Below are 17,709 nucleotides of genomic sequence, written 5' to 3' on the forward strand. Positions count from 1 at the left end.
GCTGTTCGTTGGAGAGTTCCGAAAGGCAGATCGATTCCGTGTCGAACTTTCCCCGACTCAGACTTCGACTCCATCGATCTCTGCACATGATCCGGCTCATCAAACCAATGGAACATATTCGGTGAAGACCCTACGGTGCCCAATGTCGGCGACGCTGGAGATTTCTTCACCGCGGGCTTCCTCGAAAATTTGCATGACGTCCTCCATTTCCTCCGGAGCATCGGTCTGGACGCAGATGACAATACGCCCAGCGCGGAGCATTTGCTCGTAGCGTTGGGCTTCCAAATCCGGAAATCCCAAGTCAGAAAAACTTCCGCAGGCACCCGTCGTGGCCCACTGTTCCTCTCCCGCGACATCCAGGGAGGAAAAGGTTTCTAGAGGTGAACGGTCGAATCCAAGAAATGCCCTGATGCGGGTATTAGAGAAGCCTCCCGCCCGAAGCTGATCCACCATGTGAAATGTATGGGCCTCCGAGGGTGCAACGCAGATCAGGAATTTTCTGAACATAGTCAGGCTGGTTTGGTGGTGTAGGAACTGGGTGTAAGGCCGGTGTATTAAGCTGGAAGAATGCCACTGACCGGGTGGTGAGACGCCTTCGGCTCCTTAGCGTTTTCGGGGCCCTCATCGCCATGATTTCCTTGCAGACCGCCCGGCTTCACCCGGCGCCCTCCCGTACTTCGCAACGATCTTGGCCTTCAACATGGTCCAGACAACGGCACTCCGATCGTTACGCACCCTAGATAATCAAAAAGCACGGATTGCAGGCTGCAATGCACCATGCAGAACGCTAGGGCGTTTTGCATGAGTCGCGCTGTCGCTTTTGACCGTTCCAGCGGAAACCTTCGGCGTTTTAGGGGGTGTCCTCTTCACGTAAAATGGCACAGTGAAAGCTCTTGCATCGAACCGAAAGATGTACGACCAACGCGACCACCCTCTTGACAGCGGCGAGCGCGCTCGCGCCTTGACCCAGTTTTTCACAGAGGCGTCACGTGCTAATCAAGGTAACTTCGCTCAGGTAGCACTGGGCTATCCGGATTCCTTATCCATCTCGGCCGTGGGCGTTGTCCGGACATGTTGAGAGAGGAGCTATGAAGGGCGCCTCCTGGAGAATAAGGTTGGGGCAGGGGATTCTAATCCGTTTGGGGTTGTGGCTTTTGCCCATCCATGGGTCGGCTCAGACTTCGGGCGTTACCAACCAGGTCGGGGAGGCGATCCGCCGTCTCAAAGACATGAGCTTGGCTGAGTTGCTCGATGAGCGGGTCACCATCGTGTCAAAAACGACGGAGCTCTCGTCACAGGCCCCCGCAGCCGTCTTCGTGGTCACCGGGGAAGATATCCGCCGATCTGGAGCAACCAGCTTGCCTGAGGCCCTGCGATTGTCCCCCAACCTCTCTGTTGCCCAAGTGAACTCGAGCGAGTGGGCCGTGAGTGCTCGAGGTTTCAACAATACTCTCGCCAATAAGTTGCTGGTCATGATCGATGGGCGCACGATTTACACCCCGCTCTATGCCGGTGTCTTTTGGGATGCCCAGCATGTGCTGCTCGAGGATGTGGACCGCATCGAGGTCGTCAGTGGAGCGGGAGGCGCTCTCTGGGGAGCGAACGCCGTAAACGGAGTGATCAACGTGATCACCCGCAGCGCAAAGGATACCCAGGGCACTTATATCACCGGCGGCGGGGGAAGCTTTCTCCAGGATTTCGGTGCGATCCGTTACGGAGCGGCGGCGTCCTCGAATCTCTTCTATCGGGTCTACGTTCAGCGGTTCGATCGGAATGAAACCTCCCTGGCGAACGGGCGATCCGCCCAGAACGGCTGGGACCTGACGCAAGGAGGCTTTCGAACGGACTGGGACCTTTCCGAACTTAGCGCGTTCACCTTCCAAGGCGATTTTTACGGCGGCACCCAGAGCCGTCCCACGTCTTCCATTGGAATCGATGGACAGAATCTGCTCGGTCGCTGGACTCGACGTTACGCAAACGGAGCCGAGCTGAAGGTGCAGACTTACTTCGATCGTACGTGGCGGGAGATTCCCAATGCGTTCGTGGAGGACTTAAAGACTTATGACATCGACCTGCAGCACCAGCTGCCTTTGGGGGAACGTCAGACCCTGGTCGTCGGGGGCGGGTATCGCTTGATGCAGGATCGCATCACCAACACGCGCGTGGCTGCTTTCCTCCCCCCCAATCGAGACCTACAGCTGGCGAGCGCGTTCTTCCAGGATGAGATCGAGTTGGTTCCTGAACGCCTCAAAACGACGCTGGGCGCCCGGATCGAGCATAACGATTACTCGGGTATCGAAGTGCAACCCAGCGTACGTCTGGCGTATATGCCGGCCGAGCGGCAGATTGTGTGGGCGGCAGTCTCAAGGGCCGTTCGGGCGCCCAGCCGCATCGATACCGACTACTACACGCCGGCGCCTCCCGTCCCGGTCGGGGTTCCTCGGTTGTCAGGCGGGCCTGGGTTCGAAGCCGAGGATCTCCTCGCCTATGAGCTGGGTTATCGCGTTCAGCCAACGGATCGCCTCCAGTTTTCCATCTCCCCTTACTATAACTTTTATAAGGATCTGCGCAGCTTGGACCTCATCGGGCCCGGAAGCTATGTGTTGGCAAATCATTATCGGGGCGAAATCTGGGGTGTTGAGCTGACGTCCAAATATCAGCTGAGTGATAATTGGAGGATTCAAGGGGGTTACAACTACCTTCACAAGAATCTCTGGCCGGATGGTCCGGGAGGGGTCAATGCCAGCGTGCGAGAGGGAAACGATCCGCAACACCAATTCTCCTTCCAATCCATCCTCAATCTTTGGAACGGGTTTCAACTGGATGCCACGGGTCGATTCGTGGATACCTTGGACAATCCCCGTGTGGACAGTTATTTCAGCATCGATGTGAGGCTGGCCTGGCAATACAAACGGATGGAGTTCTCGGTTGTCGGCCAGAATCTTTATGATTCCAAGCACCCAGAATTTGGAACTCAGGAAATCCCGCGCAGCGTTTACGGAAAGATCACATGGAGGTTCTGAGACACGCTAGACACCTGCCGAGAGCATGGAGGCTTTTGCGTGAGGGAAGCCACCTCGCGCTTACGGGCCTGATGTGGATTGCCTTAACCTGGGCGGCACCGTGGTCCATCGGCCAGGAGGTCTCGCGGGAGTATCAGCTGAAGGCGGTGTTGTTGTATAACCTGACTCAGTTTGTCGAGTGGCCGGCCTCCGCCTTTCCTTCTCCAGAATCGCCGTTTATTGTGTGTGTGGTGGGTCCGGATCCCTTCGGCGGTGCGCTGGATGAGGCGGTGCGGGCGGAACGGAGCAACAACCGCCCCATCGTCATTCGTCGGATCAACCGAATTGAGGAGGCCGCTGACGCGCAAGTGGTGTTCTTCGGGCTCGCCCGGAGAAATGAAGTGGCCGAGGCTCTGAAACGAGTTCGAGGCCGTTCGCTGCTGACCGTGAGTGACTTCGACGGATTCCTGTCCTCTGGCGGGACCGTGCGGATGGCATCAACCCCGGACCGCAAGATCAAACTCCGGGTCAATCTAGACAGTGCGAAAGCCAGCGGGCTCACGATGAGCGCCAAGCTTCTGCGAGTTTGCACGATCGTGCAGGCAGGAGATGAGTGAGCATGCGATTCAGAGATTTTCCCATTAAGCGCAAATTAGTGGTGGTGAATCTGGCCACCAGCTTCTCGGTGTTGATCCTCACCTGTGTCGCCCTCTTCTCCTATGAGCTCCACAGCTACAAGGCTGCCAGCACCCGGGCCATCTCCACCATGGCGGAGCTGATCGCCGCGAACAGTGCCGCCGTGATTATTTTTGACGATAAAAAGCTGGCGGAGGAGCTGTTGTCAGGCCTGCGTGCTGAGCCGGAAATCGTCGCGGCCGCGCTCTTCGATCATCAGGGGCAGCTCTACGCTCGCTACCCCGCCCATCAAACCAACAACCCGATTGCTACCGCGGAAGTCCCGGATGGTGTCCTGTTCCAGGATAACTTCCTTACGATCGTCCGGGCGGTGGTGGAGGGCCATCGGCGGGTGGGTACTCTCATCGTCAAGGCGGACCTTTACGAGATGTACCGCCGGATGGGGGTGTATGGTTTGGTGATGCTCCTCGTGCTGGGCGGCTCCGGGCTCGTGGCGCTTTTCCTTTCGAACCTGTTTCAGCGAGGAATCTCTCAGCCCCTGCTCGACCTGGCCCAAACCGCCCGGGTGGTTTCCGCGCAGAAGGACTACTCCGTCCGTGTGTTCAAACAAAGTCAGGACGAGTTGGGAGTGCTTACCGAGGCGTTCAATTCGATGCTTGATCAGATTCAATCCACCGATTCGGCGCTTCGCCAAAGTGAGGCCCGCCTGTCCGGCGTCTTTAATCAGGCGGGCGCTGGCATCGCCCAGCGCGACCTCTCCGGCCGGCTCACCCTCGTGAATGACCGGTTCTGCGAAATAACCGGACGCACCCGCGAGGAGCTGCTGCAGATGCGCATGGAGGACATCCTCCACCCCGAAGACTGGCCGCGGAGCGAAGCGTGTCTTCAGGAATTGATGAAGGGGCCAGCGCGGTCGGTCATCGAAGAACGCTGCGTTCGCCCGGGAGGCGAAGTGATTTGGATTCGCACGAGCCTTGTCGTTATTCGAGACGAAGCAGGCCGACCCCAATCCACTCTTGCCGTTTCGCAGGATGTGACCGAGCGAAAGCGTGCGGAAGAAGAGCTGGAGCGGGCGCGCGATACGGCGGAGCAGGCGAATCGAGCCAAGGATGACTTTTTGGCCGCCTTGTCCCACGAGTTGAGAACTCCCCTAAACCCCGTGCTCTTGCTCGCCAGTGAATCAGCAAACGATATGTCTCTACCGGCGGAGGTGAGGGCTGATTTTGCCACCATCGCGAAGAATGTGACGCTGGAGGCTCGCCTGATTGACGATCTGCTCGACATTACCCGCATCACCCGGGGCAAACTCCCGCTCGATTTAAAGTCCATCGAGCTGCACTCTGTTCTGCTCGATGCCATCGCCACCGTCCGTCCGGAGGTCGAGCAGAAGGAGCTTCATCTTCACCTCGACCTCAAGGATAAAAACAGCTGGGTGATGGGGGATTCCGTCAGACTTCAGCAGGTTCTTTGGAACGTCCTGAAGAACGCCATCAAGTTCACGCCGAAGGGAGGAGACGTTTGGGTCACCACGCGGCGGTCGGTCCTAACCCATCGTTCGGAGATTATCATATCGGATAATGGCATCGGCATCAGCGAGATCGAATTGGGTCGAATCTTCCAAGCTTTCAAGCAAGGGGAGCACGCCCGGTCCGGCAAAGCGCACTCCTTTGGCGGTCTGGGTTTGGGGCTGGCGATTAGCCGTCTCTTGATCGAACACCATGGCGGCACCATCGAGGCATCGAGCCAAGGACCCGAACAAGGAGCCATGTTCACAATTACTCTTCCCTCGGAGCTGAAGCCGGCCCCCCTTGACACGTCCGCTCCCCTGCAGCCGGGTTCGGAGCCCCTATCCCCATCGTCGGCGGCTCCGTTGGCCATGAGCAGCCTCCTCCTCGTTGAGGATCATGATCCGACGCGACAGGCCCTTGAACAGTTGCTGGTTAGGCGTCGATTCCGGGTACGGTCGGCGGCCACCTTGGAGGAAGCCCGCCGATGGCTCGCCAGCGAGTCATTTGACTTGGTGGTTTCGGACATCGGTCTGCCGGATGGGAGCGGCTGCGATCTGATGATCGAGGCTCGACGGGCGAACCCTCGCACGAGGGGCGTCGCGCTTACCGGTTACGGTATGGAAAAGGACGTTGCGTCCAGTGAGGAAGCGGGATTCTCTGCCCATTTGATCAAGCCGGTTCGCATCGACATGCTAGAGGCCGCTTTGAGATCCATCGCGCTTTCGGACGACGCTGCTTCCCGCTGAACGATTCCGGACGACTCGTGTCCGCCGCAACCCAGCTTGCAACCTGCAACGAGTCTCCGTGCGGATTGGGCAGTCTGCGAAGACCTCAGCGCCGATTCCAGGACACGATGGCCGTAACAAGGCGATAAAACCAGGAATCGCCCGTCATATCGCGTTGGCACCTTACTAGCTAGAGTGGGAATCGAAGGAACGCCGCAATGAAAGAATCGCACTCAGCCTTGGCCGTCGAACCGCAGAGCGCGCGCTCGCCGGAGGCGGGTCCCGCTCGTGGCGAAGCCATTTATCGTTTCACGGATCGGACCGAGCCAAGGAGGCCACTACACCTCGTGATGATCGTGAGGCTTGAGAACGACCGTCCTGTCCTGACCTCTGCAACGGCATCAGCGCACCGATCGGCAATCGAGATTATTCCCGGCGCCGCACTGGTGGATCTGGAACGTGAGCGCATCCCGGAGCGCGTTCCGGAACCCTTTAATTGTTTAGCCAGACTCATCATTCCTCATCCCAAACTTTAACCGACACAACCAGCCCCCAACCTTATTATGAATTCACGTTACGAAACCCCCGCTGCGGTTCGACATGACGCCCATACTTTAGCCGAAGAAGCGAGAGCCCTGCTCCAGGCCACCGCGGATGTGGCCGACGAGAAGGTGGCCGAAGCCCGTAAGCGCCTGGAGAGCGCATTGGAACGAGGTCAAGACGTCATAGCCCTCGTTAAAGAACAAGCCACCGCCAGCGTCACGGCCGCTGACAAGCGCGTTCGGGAGAATCCATACGAAGCCATGGCGATCGCATTCGGATTGGGAGCGGTGCTCAGCTATCTGATTACCCGACGTGGCTAACCAGGGGTCTGGCATGGTCGAAAGCCCTTCCATTTTCCGAGAGATCCAGGGTCTGCTCAAGCGGTTCGGACGAGATTTGCTCGGCCTCGGACAGGTCCGGTTGGAGCTCTTCGTGGTGGAAATCCAGGAGGAACGAGAGCGTTGGATCGCAGCGTTTTTTCTCTCTTTGCTGGTGGCCGCGTTTGGCCTTCTGGCTGGCTTTTCGCTCACGATCGCAGTGGCGGTGCTCCTCTGGGAGCATTCCCCGGGGTATGCGCTGCTCATTCTCACTTCGGTCTACTCGCTGGCCGCCTTTCTTTATTATCGGCGATTGGCGAAAATGCGACGCGAGTGGTCCATCCTCCCGGAGACTCTGGGGCAGCTCCAGAAGGACCGCGAATGTTTAGAACGCTTGCTCAAGTGACTACTCTGGAATCGAGACGGCGGCTGCTGACTTCCACGGCCGAAGTTCAACGAAGGAACCTTGGCGAGAGCTGGGCCGGACTTCGTTCAGTGACGCAACTCGCAATAAGTGGCATTCGAAATGATGCCACGCGGGTTGGAAGCCTGGCCGCCGCCGGCACCGCGATCTGGAGTGCGATACGCCTCCTGCGCGGAACTCCTCAGGCGCCAGGATCAGCGAAACCTGGCGCGACGGTCTTTTCTCGTGCGTTGGGGTGGTTCAAGTTGGGCACCGCATTATGGAACGGTCTGCGAAGCGGCGGGTCCAATCCTTCGAGCGGGTTCCGATCGAAATCCGATTTTTAAAGTCCTGTCTGTTAACCCAAACAATCCGGGAGAAAGTTTCATTTATGCTACGCTGGTCCTTGATTTTCTTGATCGTCGCCTTGGCTGCCGCCTTCTTGGGCTTCAGCGCTCTGGCCGGAACCGCTGCCATGATTGCGAAGGTCCTCTTTGGTGTGTTTCTGATTCTATTCTTGGTGTCTTTGATTCAGAGAAACGCTTGAGCCAGGACCTTGGTTTGCCGCGGATGTCCTGGAGGTGACAGGCTTATCCGTCCGCCCACCACTCGGCCTCCCAGCCACAAGTAAGTGGTGGGGAGGCTCGACCAAACTGGCCTATTCCAAGCCAATCTTCTTGCGTTTCCGGTAGAGGGTGGCTTGATCGATGCCCAGCACCTCGGCCGCTTCCACCAAACTTCGGGTCCTAGCCAGAACCTGGCGAATGTGCTGCTCCTCTAGGGTCTCCAGAGAAATGAGCGTGCCGGCCGCCGCCGGGGTTGGGCTCTGCCCTGGGGCAGATCCGTCGGCGGAGCCATTGAGGTCGGCCGGGAGATCCTTAGGAAGGATCGCTTCTCCCCGCGAAAGAATGGCCGCCCGCTCGATCGCATTGCGCAATTCCCGAAGATTTCCCGGCCAGGAATGCGCAAACAGTCGCGCTACGGCATCCTCGGAAAAGCTGGAAATCGTGCGCCCACATTGCGCGGAGAAATGTTTCAGGTAGTGCTCGGCGAAACGGAGTAGGTCGTTCTGGCGGGCGCGCAGCGGCGGCATCTCCACCGCAATCACGTTCAGACGGAAGTAAAGGTCCTCCCGAAAGGCTCCTTCGGCTACGCGTTTCCTCAGGTCGCGGTTGGTTGCGGCGATCACACGCACGTTCGCTTGGCGGGTAACGTTCTCGCCCAACCGTTCGTACTCTCGCTCCTGCAGCAGGCGAAGTAGTTTCGGCTGGATCTCCATGGGTAGATCGCCGATCTCGTCCAGGAACAACGTGCCTCCCTCCGCCGCCTTGGTCTTGCCCCAATGATCTTTGAGCGCTCCCGTGAACGAGCCTTTGACGTGGCCGAAGAGCTCGCTCTCGAGAAGCTCCTTGGAAAGGCTGGGGCAACTGATGGTCACGAAAGGCTTGTCGGCGAGGTGGCTGCCTTGATGAACCGCTCGAGCCGCGACGCTCTTCCCGGTGCCGCTCTCGCCGAGAATCAGGATGGATGCCGGCGTCGGCGCGGCCCGCATCAGCACCTCCATGACTTCGCGCATCAAGGGCGTGGTGAAATCGAAGATGGGCTCCGCGTTCTGCGACTTGGTCTCGATCACCTCCCGTTCCAGCTTTTCGATCTGCTGGCCGAGCTGCCGAAACCGCTGTACTCGAGCGAGCACGGTGTGCAGTTGCTCGCGCAGGAAGGGCTTCTCCAAGTAATCGGCCGCGCCTCTCCTCATCGCCTCCACGGCTGTTTTGACGCTTCCTTGAGCGGTGAATAGGATCACCGGCAGGGCGGGGAATTGCTTCTGGATTTCCACCAGCACCTCTAGCCCGCTTTCCTGGCCAAGATTGAGATCCAGCAGCGCCGCATCGAACTTGTCCTCCTTGAGCCGGGCCAGCCCGCCCTGCCCGGAAGCCACGCCTTCCGCATAGTGCCCCTCATCCTCGATGACAAAACAGGTGGCGTCGCGGAACGTTCTATCGTCGTCGATTACCAGAAAGTCCATAGTGTTTGATATTTAGCTAAGCTTTGGTTTGGGAAGGCGAACGACGAATGTGGTCCCTTGGCCGAAAGTGCTCTCGCAGATCAACTCCCCGTCCATGGCGTTGACCAGCTTCTTTACAATGCTCAATCCTAGGCCGGTGGACGGTTCGCCGCTCGTGGGTCGCGCTGAAAGTCGTCCATATCGCTTGAACATCCGCGCCCGGTCCTCGGGCGTGAAACCCGGCCCCTGGTCTCGCACAGTGCACTCGACGTAGCTCTCAGCCGGCGTAACCGTCACAAAGATCTCCCGTCCCGGTTGCGAGAATTTCAACGCGTTCGACAGCAGGTTGTCCAAGACCTGGTTTACTGCCGTGGGATCGGCCATGACATCGGTCCCGGTCGGAGCGATGGCGGTATGGACCTGGAGCTGCTTTCGGTGGGCGGCTTCGCCGTACTGGCGCACCGCAACCACCGCAGCGTCGGCCAGGCTCAGCGTTCTCGGCTTGAGGACCATGGCATGATCTGTGGCCGCGTTGGCCAATAACTCCTTCACGAACGCCAGGAGCTGGCCGCTCGTATGGCTGATGTTCTCGGCGAGCTGGCTCGCCCGAACTTCCGAGCCTCGGCCGCCGACAATGGCCTGGCCCAGCAGTTGGGCGCTCATCTGCATCCCGCCCAAATGGTTCTTAAGATCGTGAGCGAGAATGCCGAGCAGCTCATCCTTGTCTTCCGCCAGCCAGCGTAGTCGGTCCCGCGCTCGTTTCAGGGCGAGCTGAGTGTTGACGCGTGAAACCAATTCCGCGTGGTGGAATGGCTTGGTGACATAGTCGACACCGCCTGCCTCCAGGGCACGGACGATGAAGTCCTTGTCATCAGCGGCCGAGAGGAAAATGACCGGAATGTCGCTCAGGTCAGGATTCTTCCGGATCTGCACGCAGACCTCACAGCCATCCATCTCCGGCATGAGGAAATCCAAGAGGATTAAGTCCGGCGGGCGCAGGGCTAACCGCTTTAATGCGGTGGTTCCGTCCTGTGCGGGGATGATCTCATGGCCGAGCTTGCCGAGCACTCCGCCCACCACCTGGATATTGGCGGGTTGATCATCCACGACGAGTATCGTCGCCGGAGCTTGGTTTTCCCCTCGGGGATCTGATGCAACTGGTGTGTTTGAAGTCATGAGGTTCGGTGGCCTTTCAAAGCGCTGATGACGGAAGTGAATGCCGCCAAGCTTTGCTCAAGCTCTACTAGCGCGTAGGAGTCCGCGTGTCGAGCTAGCTCAAGGCCGTAGGATTGAAGATAGGGGCAATGCCATACTGTGGCGAGCTCCATTAGAGCCCCGGCGAAACGCCGGCTTTCGCCAAATGCGCCGGTCGCTCGAACCTCGGGCCAGACTTCTCGTTCCATCTGCTCGAGTATGGCAATCAGCTCCGGTGCGGCATTCCCGGGCGATGGTCGTCCTGTGGGAAGCGGGCTGACAACCGCAGCACCGCTAGAATCGGGGGAGGCAGGAATGAATTTGGCGAGTTCCTCAAAAAGGCCTTGGCGGGTAAACGGCTTGCGAATGTAACCCGTAAACATGCGCTTGAGTTCCTGCTCGTCATTCAAGAGGCTGGACGCGGTCACGGCTATTATGGGGATGGATTCCATGCCGGGGATCTTGCGGAGTTCCGGCAAGGTCTCCCTGCCGTCCATCACGGGCATCCGCAGATCGAGCAGGATGACGTCGGGACGCTCGAGCCGCGCCTTGAGGAGAGCATCTCTGCCGTCCGATGCCAGCACGAGGCGGTGGCGGGAGCCGGCGAAGATCCCCTGGACCAGGTGACGGTTGGTCTCGTTGTCGTCCACGACCATGATTGTCGAAGGCTGCAACGCGTCAAAGTTCAGCGACGGACTGGCTTCCGAGGGGTCCGAGGAGCTGGCGCGAGCCGAGACGGGCACGTCGCGAAACTCCAATCGGAACGTCGAACCCTGTCCGAGGACGCTGGTGGCTCTGACGGAGCCCCCCATCTTCTCGGTCAGGCGCTGCACGATCGAGAGGCCGAGCCCGGTGCCTGAGGTCTCTTTTTCCCGATGTGTGCCCGCCTGCACGAAGGGTTGGAAAATGGCATCGAGGCGGTGTTCGGGGATCCCAACACCCGTGTCGATCACCTCAATCACCAGAGTGATGTTGCTCCGATCATCCAGGTTGAGGCCCCGCACCTGCACCGCGACCTTCCCCCGATCCGTGAACTTGACGGCGTTTCCGACGAGATTGATCAATACTTGTCTCAGTCGTACGCGGTCAATGAGCAGCGCCCGGGGGAGTTCCTCGGAGATGTGGCATTCCAGCTTGATCGACTTTTTCGACGCGGGCTCTGAAAACACAGTCTGCAGAAAATCGCAGATCTCCTTGGGATCGGTTGGCTCCGGGCGCAGCTCCAGCACTCCTGCTTCGATCTTGGACATGTCCAGAATGTCATTCATGAGCTGGAGCAAAGAGTCGGCGCTGCTTCGCATGGCGTGTAGATACTGGAGCTGGCGAGGATGCTTCAGTTCGCTGGCCAGCAGTTCACAAAACCCCAGGATCGCATTCATCGGCGTGCGGATTTCATGGCTCATGTTAGCCAGGAAGGCCGATTTTTCGCGGCTGCTCCGCTCAGCCTGCAAACGCGCTTCGACCAATTGCCTTTCGCGTTCCTTGTGCCCCAACATGATTCTGGCCAGCCAGAAGGCGTACACGCCCGCGCCGATTCCGACCACGCCTGCACTGAGGCTGGTCAACCCGGCGCGCAAGAGCTGACCTTTGGTATCATTTTCCCCGATCTCTGCACGCTCGGGGCTCAGGTTTTGTATGGCGTCGATCTGCTGTCGCAGCGCGTCCATGCGGAGCAGGCCTTCACGCGACGCCACCAGCTTCGCCGCGGGCAGGAGACCTTGGTTCCTTCGACTCTCCAGAACCTCCTGATGGGAAGCCATGCATAGGTCCACTTGCCGTTGCAACTTCCCGATTTCCTCGAGCAAACGGGGGCGGTCGCGCGCCAGGTCCCTGAGATTGGCAAGGAGGGCTGGCACTTCCTTTTCGGCGTTACCCATGGGCGCGAGAAACTGGTCATCGCCCGTGATGGTGAAACCACGCTGTGCGGTTTCGATGTCGAGCATCAGCTTGAGCAGCTCGTCGACACGCCGCGCGGTGGTGACCATCACCCGGTTCGCCTCGAGGCGGCGCGAGAGTTCCTTCCACGTCGCGGCTGCCAGCACCACGCTGACTAAGGAAAGCGTGAGCCACACGACGACCACCGACCGGTAGATCTGGTTCTTGCGCTTCAGAGGCTTGTTCGTGCTCGTTAACAGTTGTGCCGATTCAGGCAGAGCAGGGCGGCGTCGGCACCGCGCTGGCGTGGCCCCTTCGGAGCGCACCTGCATCCTGTCACCCCGGGCTTGTTAGCGCCCCTGCCGAGCCTGCTCAAAATCGTATTGGACTAGGAGGCCAACACTGTGCCCTCCCTTTTCGCTTCGACGTTCCCGCACGGCATTGATGCCGTAACCGTAGCGGGCCACGATTCGGCAGATCCTGCTTTTTGGAGTGAAGGTCAGCCCCCCGCCCACCCCTGACTGCCAGCTGTCCGGTTGTTCAAATCCCTCCAGCTCATCGAGGTAGGCGGTAGCCCCTTCTAACCTAAGCTGGAACCGACCGGTGCCGTCCAGCGGAATGAGGTAGCTCGCATGAAAATGCATGAACCGCCGGGCCGTTAATTCCTGATGATAGTACCCGGGCAGAATCAAGGGAAACTCTGCCACCAGGGGAAGCACTCCGCCTAGCCGCCAGGCACCCAGTCTGTCTGCGTCGCCCGATCCACCCGCCGTCACCGCCAAGGAGGCCTTGTGGCCGGTGTTGGTCCACGCATAGTCCAAACCGGCGTACGCCCAGTAAAGGTCCACCCGCGATTGAATGCGTCGATCTCCAAGAAACCCAAAGCCGCCATCGTTCGACCGCCATTGTCGCTCAAACCAGACGGAGAGTTCGAGACCCAGGTCGGGATACAACACGGGCTCTTTTCCGGCGAAGCGCAAGCCGGTTCGGAAATACGGCATAAAGCGATCATCGGGCGGCTCAAAGCTGTCATCGGTATTGCCGGTCCGGTTGAACACCGAATAGCGGCCGCCTCCTTTCACAACCAGCGAAAGGGGGATGGTCATGGCTGGATTCAGCAGTTGGTAGATGCCGACGGAGAGTCCGCCTCCGTGGCCATCGAAGCTTTCCTCCCGATGATAGTTACCCTGTCGTATCTCGTAGTAATTGTCACCATAGCCTCCCCCGGAGAAGCCAATCCCGAGATCGGTATGAGGCGAGATCAGCCCGCGGAATCCCAGTTCTCCGTCCAGGTAAATCGGAGCGATCGCCAGCCGGAGCATCACGTTGGTGCCCGCAATCGCCGGGTTGTTGTAATAGTAATAGGCGTACCCTGATTGGGGACCACGCCCGTTGATCGGCTGGTCATACCCGACCTGCAGCAGACTGCGTCGCACTGGGTCCAGCTGTCCATAGACAGAACCTGGTGATGTCACCAGAAGCAGCAGGATTCCGATCCATTGGCTCGAAACCTGGATCCAGCTCCGGATGCTGGAATCCCTGGTCTTCAACAACGACTCGGGAGATGGAGCGATGCGGTGAGCATCGCGATGGCTGCGGCCGCTGTGGCGGAGTGGAACGAGGGGCTTCATTAATTGACCTTCTTGCCTTGAATCACTCGCACGAGCACAACGACGATAGCCACGACCAGGAGGATGTGGATAAAGCCACCCATCGTGTAGGAGGAAACCAGACCTAGAAGCCAAGCAATAATCAGGATGAGAGCTAGAGTATAGAGCATAGGACCAGTCGGATGAATGTTAGTGTAAGTCCGTCTTCAGTTTTTCTGCTTCCGCGTCGCAGCGATTGGGTCTCGTTCAAACCTCACCCATCAACGGAAGCGGCTTGGCTTTAGCTATAAGCATGCCGGGTGAGGAGGTTGGCGTGGCGCAGGCGATTTGGAACGTGGCTTGACCTCGGGCTCCGAACGATGCGAACCGCGAAAGCTGGCTCTCCTCGCGGTAGGCAGAGGTCCTGGGGCGATCTGGAGTATCCGGGTTACACGAGCGGGCGTCGGAAGCCCTGTTCATGTCTGGCGACACATGAGGGTTCATTTCGCATTGCAAATCGCACTACCAGCCATGCGGGTCGTGCAAAATGCAATCTTTCGAGCCTCCTACTGGGTTCAATCGGGGGCACTGACCCAAAAATCCATACTCATTGGTGGGGGCGTGACTCGGCACGGTCCTTGCGTAGGAAGTTGTCGTATGAACAAGAACCTCGGCCTCGTCCTGATCATTTGTGGAATCGTTGTCACCATTCTTGGTGTGAGCGCCTCCGAATCCTTCAGTTCCGAGCTTTCTCGATTCTTTACCGGCAGCCCTACCGAGAAGTCGATCTGGCTGTTGCTGCTCGGGGTCGCCCTGACGTCCGTCGGGGCCGTCTTGAGACTCGGAAAAGCATGAGCGCTTGATTTTTTCAACTCGTCCACCACGACCTGACTACAACAATTATGAACTCGATCCCCATGAAACTGGCACTTACACGCTTCGGTCTCCTCCTCGTCTGCTTGATGCTCTCCTTTGCTGGTAGCGGCTGCAAACACACAGCGAACGGCGCGGGGCAGGACATTGAAAAGATGGGTGAAAAGATCCAGGAAAAAACCCAACCCTGACGGCATCTGGTAACTGAAGGACGGCCTGACTCCTCTGGGGAAGGCCTCCTCCGGTTCCACGCCCGACGGTTGAACGGCCACGAGGGGCAACTCGTGCAGCTATCAACTGTCGGGTTTTTTATTGGTGGACGCGGACCGCTCAACGTGGTGAAGGGCGGATGGTCCGGTTTCCGGGTGGGGACACGACTGGATTCAAGGCCGCGCTTTGCATGACGCAAAATGCAAAGCAATCCGGAGGATTGCAAGAGACTCTCGGCGAATCCATAGGACGCATGCGGGCCGCCCGCTGGCACCTGTTTTGCTAAAATGTGAAACCGTGAAAACTCCCACTCTAACTCTTACCGAGGCCCCATCCACACCCAAGCCTCCGGGGACCCAGAAGCCCCGGGCCAAGCGCAGGAAGAAATCCAAGCCACGAACTCGAAAAGCTCCCAGTTCCCCACTACAGCGCATTTTTCTGAGTGAGTTGGCCGATGTTCTTCACGCTGAAAAGCAACAGGTCAAAGCTTTGCCCCTGTTGGCTCGAGCTGTTCACGAACCCGCTCTGAAGCAGGCGATCAACGATCACGCGAAAGCGACGCGGGAGCATGTGAAACGCGATCAGCAAATTTTCAAACTCTTGGGCAAGCCAGCCCCCCACCGACCCTGCGTCGGAATGCGCGGAATCATCGGCGAAGCCAGGAAGTCACTCCAAGGTGCCCCTTCGGCCAGCAAGGATGCGCTCATCGTCGCCTCCGCCCAAAAGGCTGAGCATTATGAGATCGCCACTTATGGAACGCTCCTGGCCTGGGCGAAAACTTTGCAGCAGGACAAAATCACGCAGCTCCTCGAGACGACACTTCGCGAGGAGGAGTCCACCGATGCGTTGCTCACCCGGATTTCAGAAGCCCGACTCAACCAAGACGCCGCCGATAACAAAACAAACAAACTCAAACCACAACAAAGGACGGATATGCCACGCGACAATGAGCCTGTATGGGACAATGCCCCACAGCATCGCCACTCAACTTCTGAACAGGGAGAATATGAACGTGAACGGCACCCCGATGAATGGCGTGAAGGTAATGGCCGAAGGTATTTTCCCGAGGACGATGAAGATATAGATTCGCCACGCTCGAGCAGCGGCGGTCGTCATCGTGATGAGGATCGAGAGGGTCAAGATAGAGACTATGAGCGCTACTCTGACCGGGATCGACCCACCTTCCGGACCGAGTACGACGACAGCCGCCGATCATTCCCTCGGGTTGAATATTCTAACTCCGAACGGGAGGGCGACTGGGATCGAGGGCCCGAGCGTGAGCGTGACGATCACGGAAGATCTCCAACCCGCTCTCGCTCCTCAGCGTCCCGCGAGGAAGGCGATGATCGCTATTCGGATCACCAAATGAACCGGGGTTCTTCCGGCTGGAGATCTTCCGACACGAGTCGCGACCGGGATCAATATGGTCGGTTCGAGGGCCAAAACTACGGAGGTGACTCCTCCGCCTACTCCAACGATCGTCGCAGCAGCGCTCGATCCTCCGGATCGTCCTCTGATCGTGACCGGGATAATCAAGGACGGTACCGGAGCGAAAATCGTAGTTCCTCCTCGTCGGGTGAAGGCTCCCAGAGGGGGCAAACAGGCCGCTCGGGATACTCTTCGCGAAGCAACCAGGACCGGTTTCAGGGTGAGTCCCGATCATCGGCCGATCGCAGCTATGAAACCCGACGTTCTTCTGACGATGCCTCTCGTGGCTCCTCACGCCCGGGTTCCAACCGTTCAGCTCGAAATCAGGCCGATCAAGGTCGTTATGCGCGGGATCGCGAATCCAATTCTGAGAACCGCTCGCGCAGTTCCAGCCGCAGCGACACTCGCGCTGGGGAACGCGACGCCTCCCGACGCCGGACCGGAGTGATCACCGCAGGAGACCATCGCTCGAATCGGGATGAGCAAGGCCGTTTTCGGGGCGAGGCTGGATCCTCTTCGGCGGGAGACCGGGGTGAGCGATCCTACTCTGACGAAGACGATGACAATCGGACGGGATGGAATCGCCGATCATACTCCTCTTATTCCGAAAGCAATTGAGGCACTTCGTTGAGCCGAGTGTCTGACCCTCCACCAAGGGTGCCGGAGAGACTAAAAGACAAAAGTCCTTCGCACCCTTGGTGCCGTTCCAAGGGATGCTCTTCGGCTCCGGCATGCCGCAGGGCGGTTGGATTGTCTTGGTTACTTACTTTTCAGGTCGGGAACGTCAGTCGCCACCCATTGAATGAGCCCGAGCAGCTTGTAGTAGCGGATATAGGCTTTTCCTACGACTGGGCCGCTACCGAATAAATAGGCTTTGGAATCGGACGAGTAAGCGAACAGGGCAACCTTGGTGATGGAATTGTGCCGCGACGTTTTATAGAGCGCCACCTCGGGGGTTTCAATCGCACCCGCCAGCGGGAGAGGTAGTCCGGTCTTGGGTATTCCTATCAGTGAATCACTGGGATCGATCGACATCGCGCCTACGCGGGGCTCGATCACCACTTCGCTGCGGGAGGAGTCCGTCTGAAGCAGTCCTCCGGCTCGACTGACGGCCTCACGAAGGGATCCTAACAAGTATTTCACGTCGTAGCCCTCCACGAACGACCCATCAATATAGACACGCTTACCGCGGAGAACATCCAATGAGATGTGTGAAATGGCTCGGTCAGCGGCAGTGCTGAGGAGCAGTTGCTCCGATCCTGACCTCAAAGGGTGCGTGAGGGTGGTCTGCGAACATCCGGTCCCCAGCATGAGGCAACTCAGCACCGCCGGCCTCCAGGCAGCACCTATCTCAACCCAATACCGATGTGAGGACTTTCGGGTTAGGATTGCGGCCATGAA

At 58.6% G+C, this 17,709-nt stretch carries 16 protein-coding genes; 9 read left to right on the forward strand and 7 right to left on the reverse strand.

The window, feature by feature from the left end; translation table 11 throughout:
* Positions 1 to 99 precede the first annotated feature (99 nt).
* Positions 100 to 507 carry a hypothetical protein gene (locus tag JNN07_17140; GenBank protein ID MBL9169469.1) on the reverse strand — a complete coding sequence of 136 codons (408 nt, stop codon included), beginning with the start codon at positions 505 to 507 and terminating at the stop codon, positions 100 to 102.
* Between the two features lie 581 nt (positions 508 to 1,088).
* On the opposite strand from JNN07_17140, the gene JNN07_17145 reads away from it, so the two are divergent.
* The 6 genes from JNN07_17145 to JNN07_17170 all read left to right on the forward strand — a co-directional run bounded on the left by JNN07_17145 (position 1,089) and on the right by JNN07_17170 (position 7,681).
* A complete protein-coding gene (locus tag JNN07_17145; GenBank protein MBL9169470.1) occupies positions 1,089 to 3,023 on the forward strand; it encodes a TonB-dependent receptor in 1,935 nt (644 codons plus the stop codon).
* Between the two features lie 71 nt (positions 3,024 to 3,094).
* Positions 3,095 to 3,619: a YfiR family protein gene (locus JNN07_17150; GenBank protein MBL9169471.1), complete on the forward strand. Its 525-nt coding sequence runs from the start codon at positions 3,095 to 3,097 to the stop codon at positions 3,617 to 3,619.
* Positions 3,620 to 3,621: 2 nt separating this feature from the next.
* Positions 3,622 to 5,892, forward strand: a complete 2,271-nt coding sequence (locus JNN07_17155; GenBank protein ID MBL9169472.1) for a PAS domain S-box protein — start codon at positions 3,622 to 3,624, stop codon at positions 5,890 to 5,892.
* A gap of 542 nt (positions 5,893 to 6,434) precedes the next feature.
* Positions 6,435 to 6,734 carry a DUF883 family protein gene (locus JNN07_17160; protein MBL9169473.1) on the forward strand — a complete coding sequence of 100 codons (300 nt, stop codon included), beginning with the start codon at positions 6,435 to 6,437 and terminating at the stop codon, positions 6,732 to 6,734.
* 13 nt (positions 6,735 to 6,747) lie between these two features.
* Positions 6,748 to 7,137 (forward strand): phage holin family protein, encoded by a 390-nt coding sequence (locus JNN07_17165; GenBank protein ID MBL9169474.1) that lies wholly within the window; start codon positions 6,748 to 6,750, stop codon positions 7,135 to 7,137.
* A gap of 388 nt (positions 7,138 to 7,525) precedes the next feature.
* Positions 7,526 to 7,681: a DUF1328 domain-containing protein gene (locus JNN07_17170; protein MBL9169475.1), complete on the forward strand. Its 156-nt coding sequence runs from the start codon at positions 7,526 to 7,528 to the stop codon at positions 7,679 to 7,681.
* A 111-nt stretch (positions 7,682 to 7,792) separates the two neighbouring features.
* Here the strand turns inward: JNN07_17170 and JNN07_17175 are convergent, their stop codons facing one another.
* From JNN07_17175 to JNN07_17195, 5 genes are read right to left on the reverse strand one after another with little or no spacing between them, the layout of a single operon-like run.
* Complete coding sequence (locus tag JNN07_17175) at positions 7,793 to 9,160, reverse strand: sigma-54-dependent Fis family transcriptional regulator (GenBank protein ID MBL9169476.1); 1,368 nt, start codon at positions 9,158 to 9,160, stop codon at positions 7,793 to 7,795.
* 12 nt (positions 9,161 to 9,172) lie between these two features.
* Positions 9,173 to 10,315 carry a hybrid sensor histidine kinase/response regulator gene (locus JNN07_17180; protein ID MBL9169477.1) on the reverse strand — a complete coding sequence of 381 codons (1,143 nt, stop codon included), beginning with the start codon at positions 10,313 to 10,315 and terminating at the stop codon, positions 9,173 to 9,175.
* Positions 10,312 to 12,540 carry a CHASE3 domain-containing protein gene (locus JNN07_17185; GenBank protein MBL9169478.1) on the reverse strand — a complete coding sequence of 743 codons (2,229 nt, stop codon included), beginning with the start codon at positions 12,538 to 12,540 and terminating at the stop codon, positions 10,312 to 10,314. The genes JNN07_17180 and JNN07_17185 overlap by 4 nt, the downstream gene beginning before the upstream one ends.
* An 18-nt stretch (positions 12,541 to 12,558) precedes the next feature.
* Positions 12,559 to 13,839, reverse strand: coding sequence for a hypothetical protein (locus JNN07_17190; protein ID MBL9169479.1), 1,281 nt, complete (start codon positions 13,837 to 13,839; stop codon positions 12,559 to 12,561).
* Positions 13,839 to 13,988, reverse strand: a complete 150-nt coding sequence (locus tag JNN07_17195) for a lmo0937 family membrane protein (GenBank protein ID MBL9169480.1) — start codon at positions 13,986 to 13,988, stop codon at positions 13,839 to 13,841. Before JNN07_17195 ends, JNN07_17190 begins: the two co-directional genes overlap by 1 nt.
* Positions 13,989 to 14,454: 466 nt before the next feature.
* On the opposite strand from JNN07_17195, the gene JNN07_17200 reads away from it, so the two are divergent.
* The 3 genes from JNN07_17200 (at position 14,455) to JNN07_17210 (ending at position 16,926) form a co-directional block, all read left to right on the forward strand.
* Positions 14,455 to 14,652 (forward strand): DUF3185 family protein, encoded by a 198-nt coding sequence (locus JNN07_17200; protein MBL9169481.1) that lies wholly within the window; start codon positions 14,455 to 14,457, stop codon positions 14,650 to 14,652.
* A gap of 47 nt (positions 14,653 to 14,699) precedes the next feature.
* A complete protein-coding gene (locus JNN07_17205; protein ID MBL9169482.1) occupies positions 14,700 to 14,861 on the forward strand; it encodes a hypothetical protein in 162 nt (53 codons plus the stop codon).
* Between the two features lie 316 nt (positions 14,862 to 15,177).
* Positions 15,178 to 16,926, forward strand: coding sequence for a DUF892 family protein (locus tag JNN07_17210; GenBank protein MBL9169483.1), 1,749 nt, complete (start codon positions 15,178 to 15,180; stop codon positions 16,924 to 16,926).
* A gap of 141 nt (positions 16,927 to 17,067) precedes the next feature.
* Here the strand turns inward: JNN07_17210 and JNN07_17215 are convergent, their stop codons facing one another.
* On the reverse strand, positions 17,068 to 17,706 hold the full coding sequence (locus tag JNN07_17215) for a hypothetical protein (protein ID MBL9169484.1): 639 nt from the start codon (positions 17,704 to 17,706) through the stop codon (positions 17,068 to 17,070).
* Positions 17,707 to 17,709 lie beyond the last annotated feature (3 nt).

The organism is Verrucomicrobiales bacterium, from assembly GCA_016793885.1.
Lineage (GTDB): Bacteria > Verrucomicrobiota > Verrucomicrobiia > Limisphaerales > UBA11320 > UBA11320.

Excerpts from the sequence above, each read along its gene's own strand:
- JNN07_17180 (MBL9169477.1), bottom strand. The coding sequence starts at position 10,315 with ATGACTTCAAACACACCAGTTGCATCAGATCCCCGAGGGGAAAACCAA.
- JNN07_17190 (MBL9169479.1), bottom strand. The coding sequence starts at position 13,839 with ATGAAGCCCCTCGTTCCACTCCGCCACAGCGGCCGCAGCCATCGCGAT.
- JNN07_17200 (MBL9169481.1), top strand. The coding sequence starts at position 14,455 with ATGAACAAGAACCTCGGCCTCGTCCTGATCATTTGTGGAATCGTTGTC.
- JNN07_17160 (MBL9169473.1), top strand. The coding sequence starts at position 6,435 with ATGAATTCACGTTACGAAACCCCCGCTGCGGTTCGACATGACGCCCAT.
- JNN07_17145 (MBL9169470.1), top strand. The coding sequence starts at position 1,089 with ATGAAGGGCGCCTCCTGGAGAATAAGGTTGGGGCAGGGGATTCTAATC.
- JNN07_17185 (MBL9169478.1), bottom strand. The coding sequence starts at position 12,540 with ATGCAGGTGCGCTCCGAAGGGGCCACGCCAGCGCGGTGCCGACGCCGC.
- JNN07_17165 (MBL9169474.1), top strand. The coding sequence starts at position 6,748 with ATGGTCGAAAGCCCTTCCATTTTCCGAGAGATCCAGGGTCTGCTCAAG.
- JNN07_17175 (MBL9169476.1), bottom strand. The coding sequence starts at position 9,160 with ATGGACTTTCTGGTAATCGACGACGATAGAACGTTCCGCGACGCCACC.
- JNN07_17140 (MBL9169469.1), bottom strand. The coding sequence starts at position 507 with ATGTTCAGAAAATTCCTGATCTGCGTTGCACCCTCGGAGGCCCATACA.
- JNN07_17215 (MBL9169484.1), bottom strand. The coding sequence starts at position 17,706 with ATGGCCGCAATCCTAACCCGAAAGTCCTCACATCGGTATTGGGTTGAG.
- JNN07_17195 (MBL9169480.1), bottom strand. The coding sequence starts at position 13,988 with ATGCTCTATACTCTAGCTCTCATCCTGATTATTGCTTGGCTTCTAGGT.
- JNN07_17155 (MBL9169472.1), top strand. The coding sequence starts at position 3,622 with ATGCGATTCAGAGATTTTCCCATTAAGCGCAAATTAGTGGTGGTGAAT.
- JNN07_17150 (MBL9169471.1), top strand. The coding sequence starts at position 3,095 with ATGTGGATTGCCTTAACCTGGGCGGCACCGTGGTCCATCGGCCAGGAG.
- JNN07_17170 (MBL9169475.1), top strand. The coding sequence starts at position 7,526 with ATGCTACGCTGGTCCTTGATTTTCTTGATCGTCGCCTTGGCTGCCGCC.
- JNN07_17205 (MBL9169482.1), top strand. The coding sequence starts at position 14,700 with ATGAACTCGATCCCCATGAAACTGGCACTTACACGCTTCGGTCTCCTC.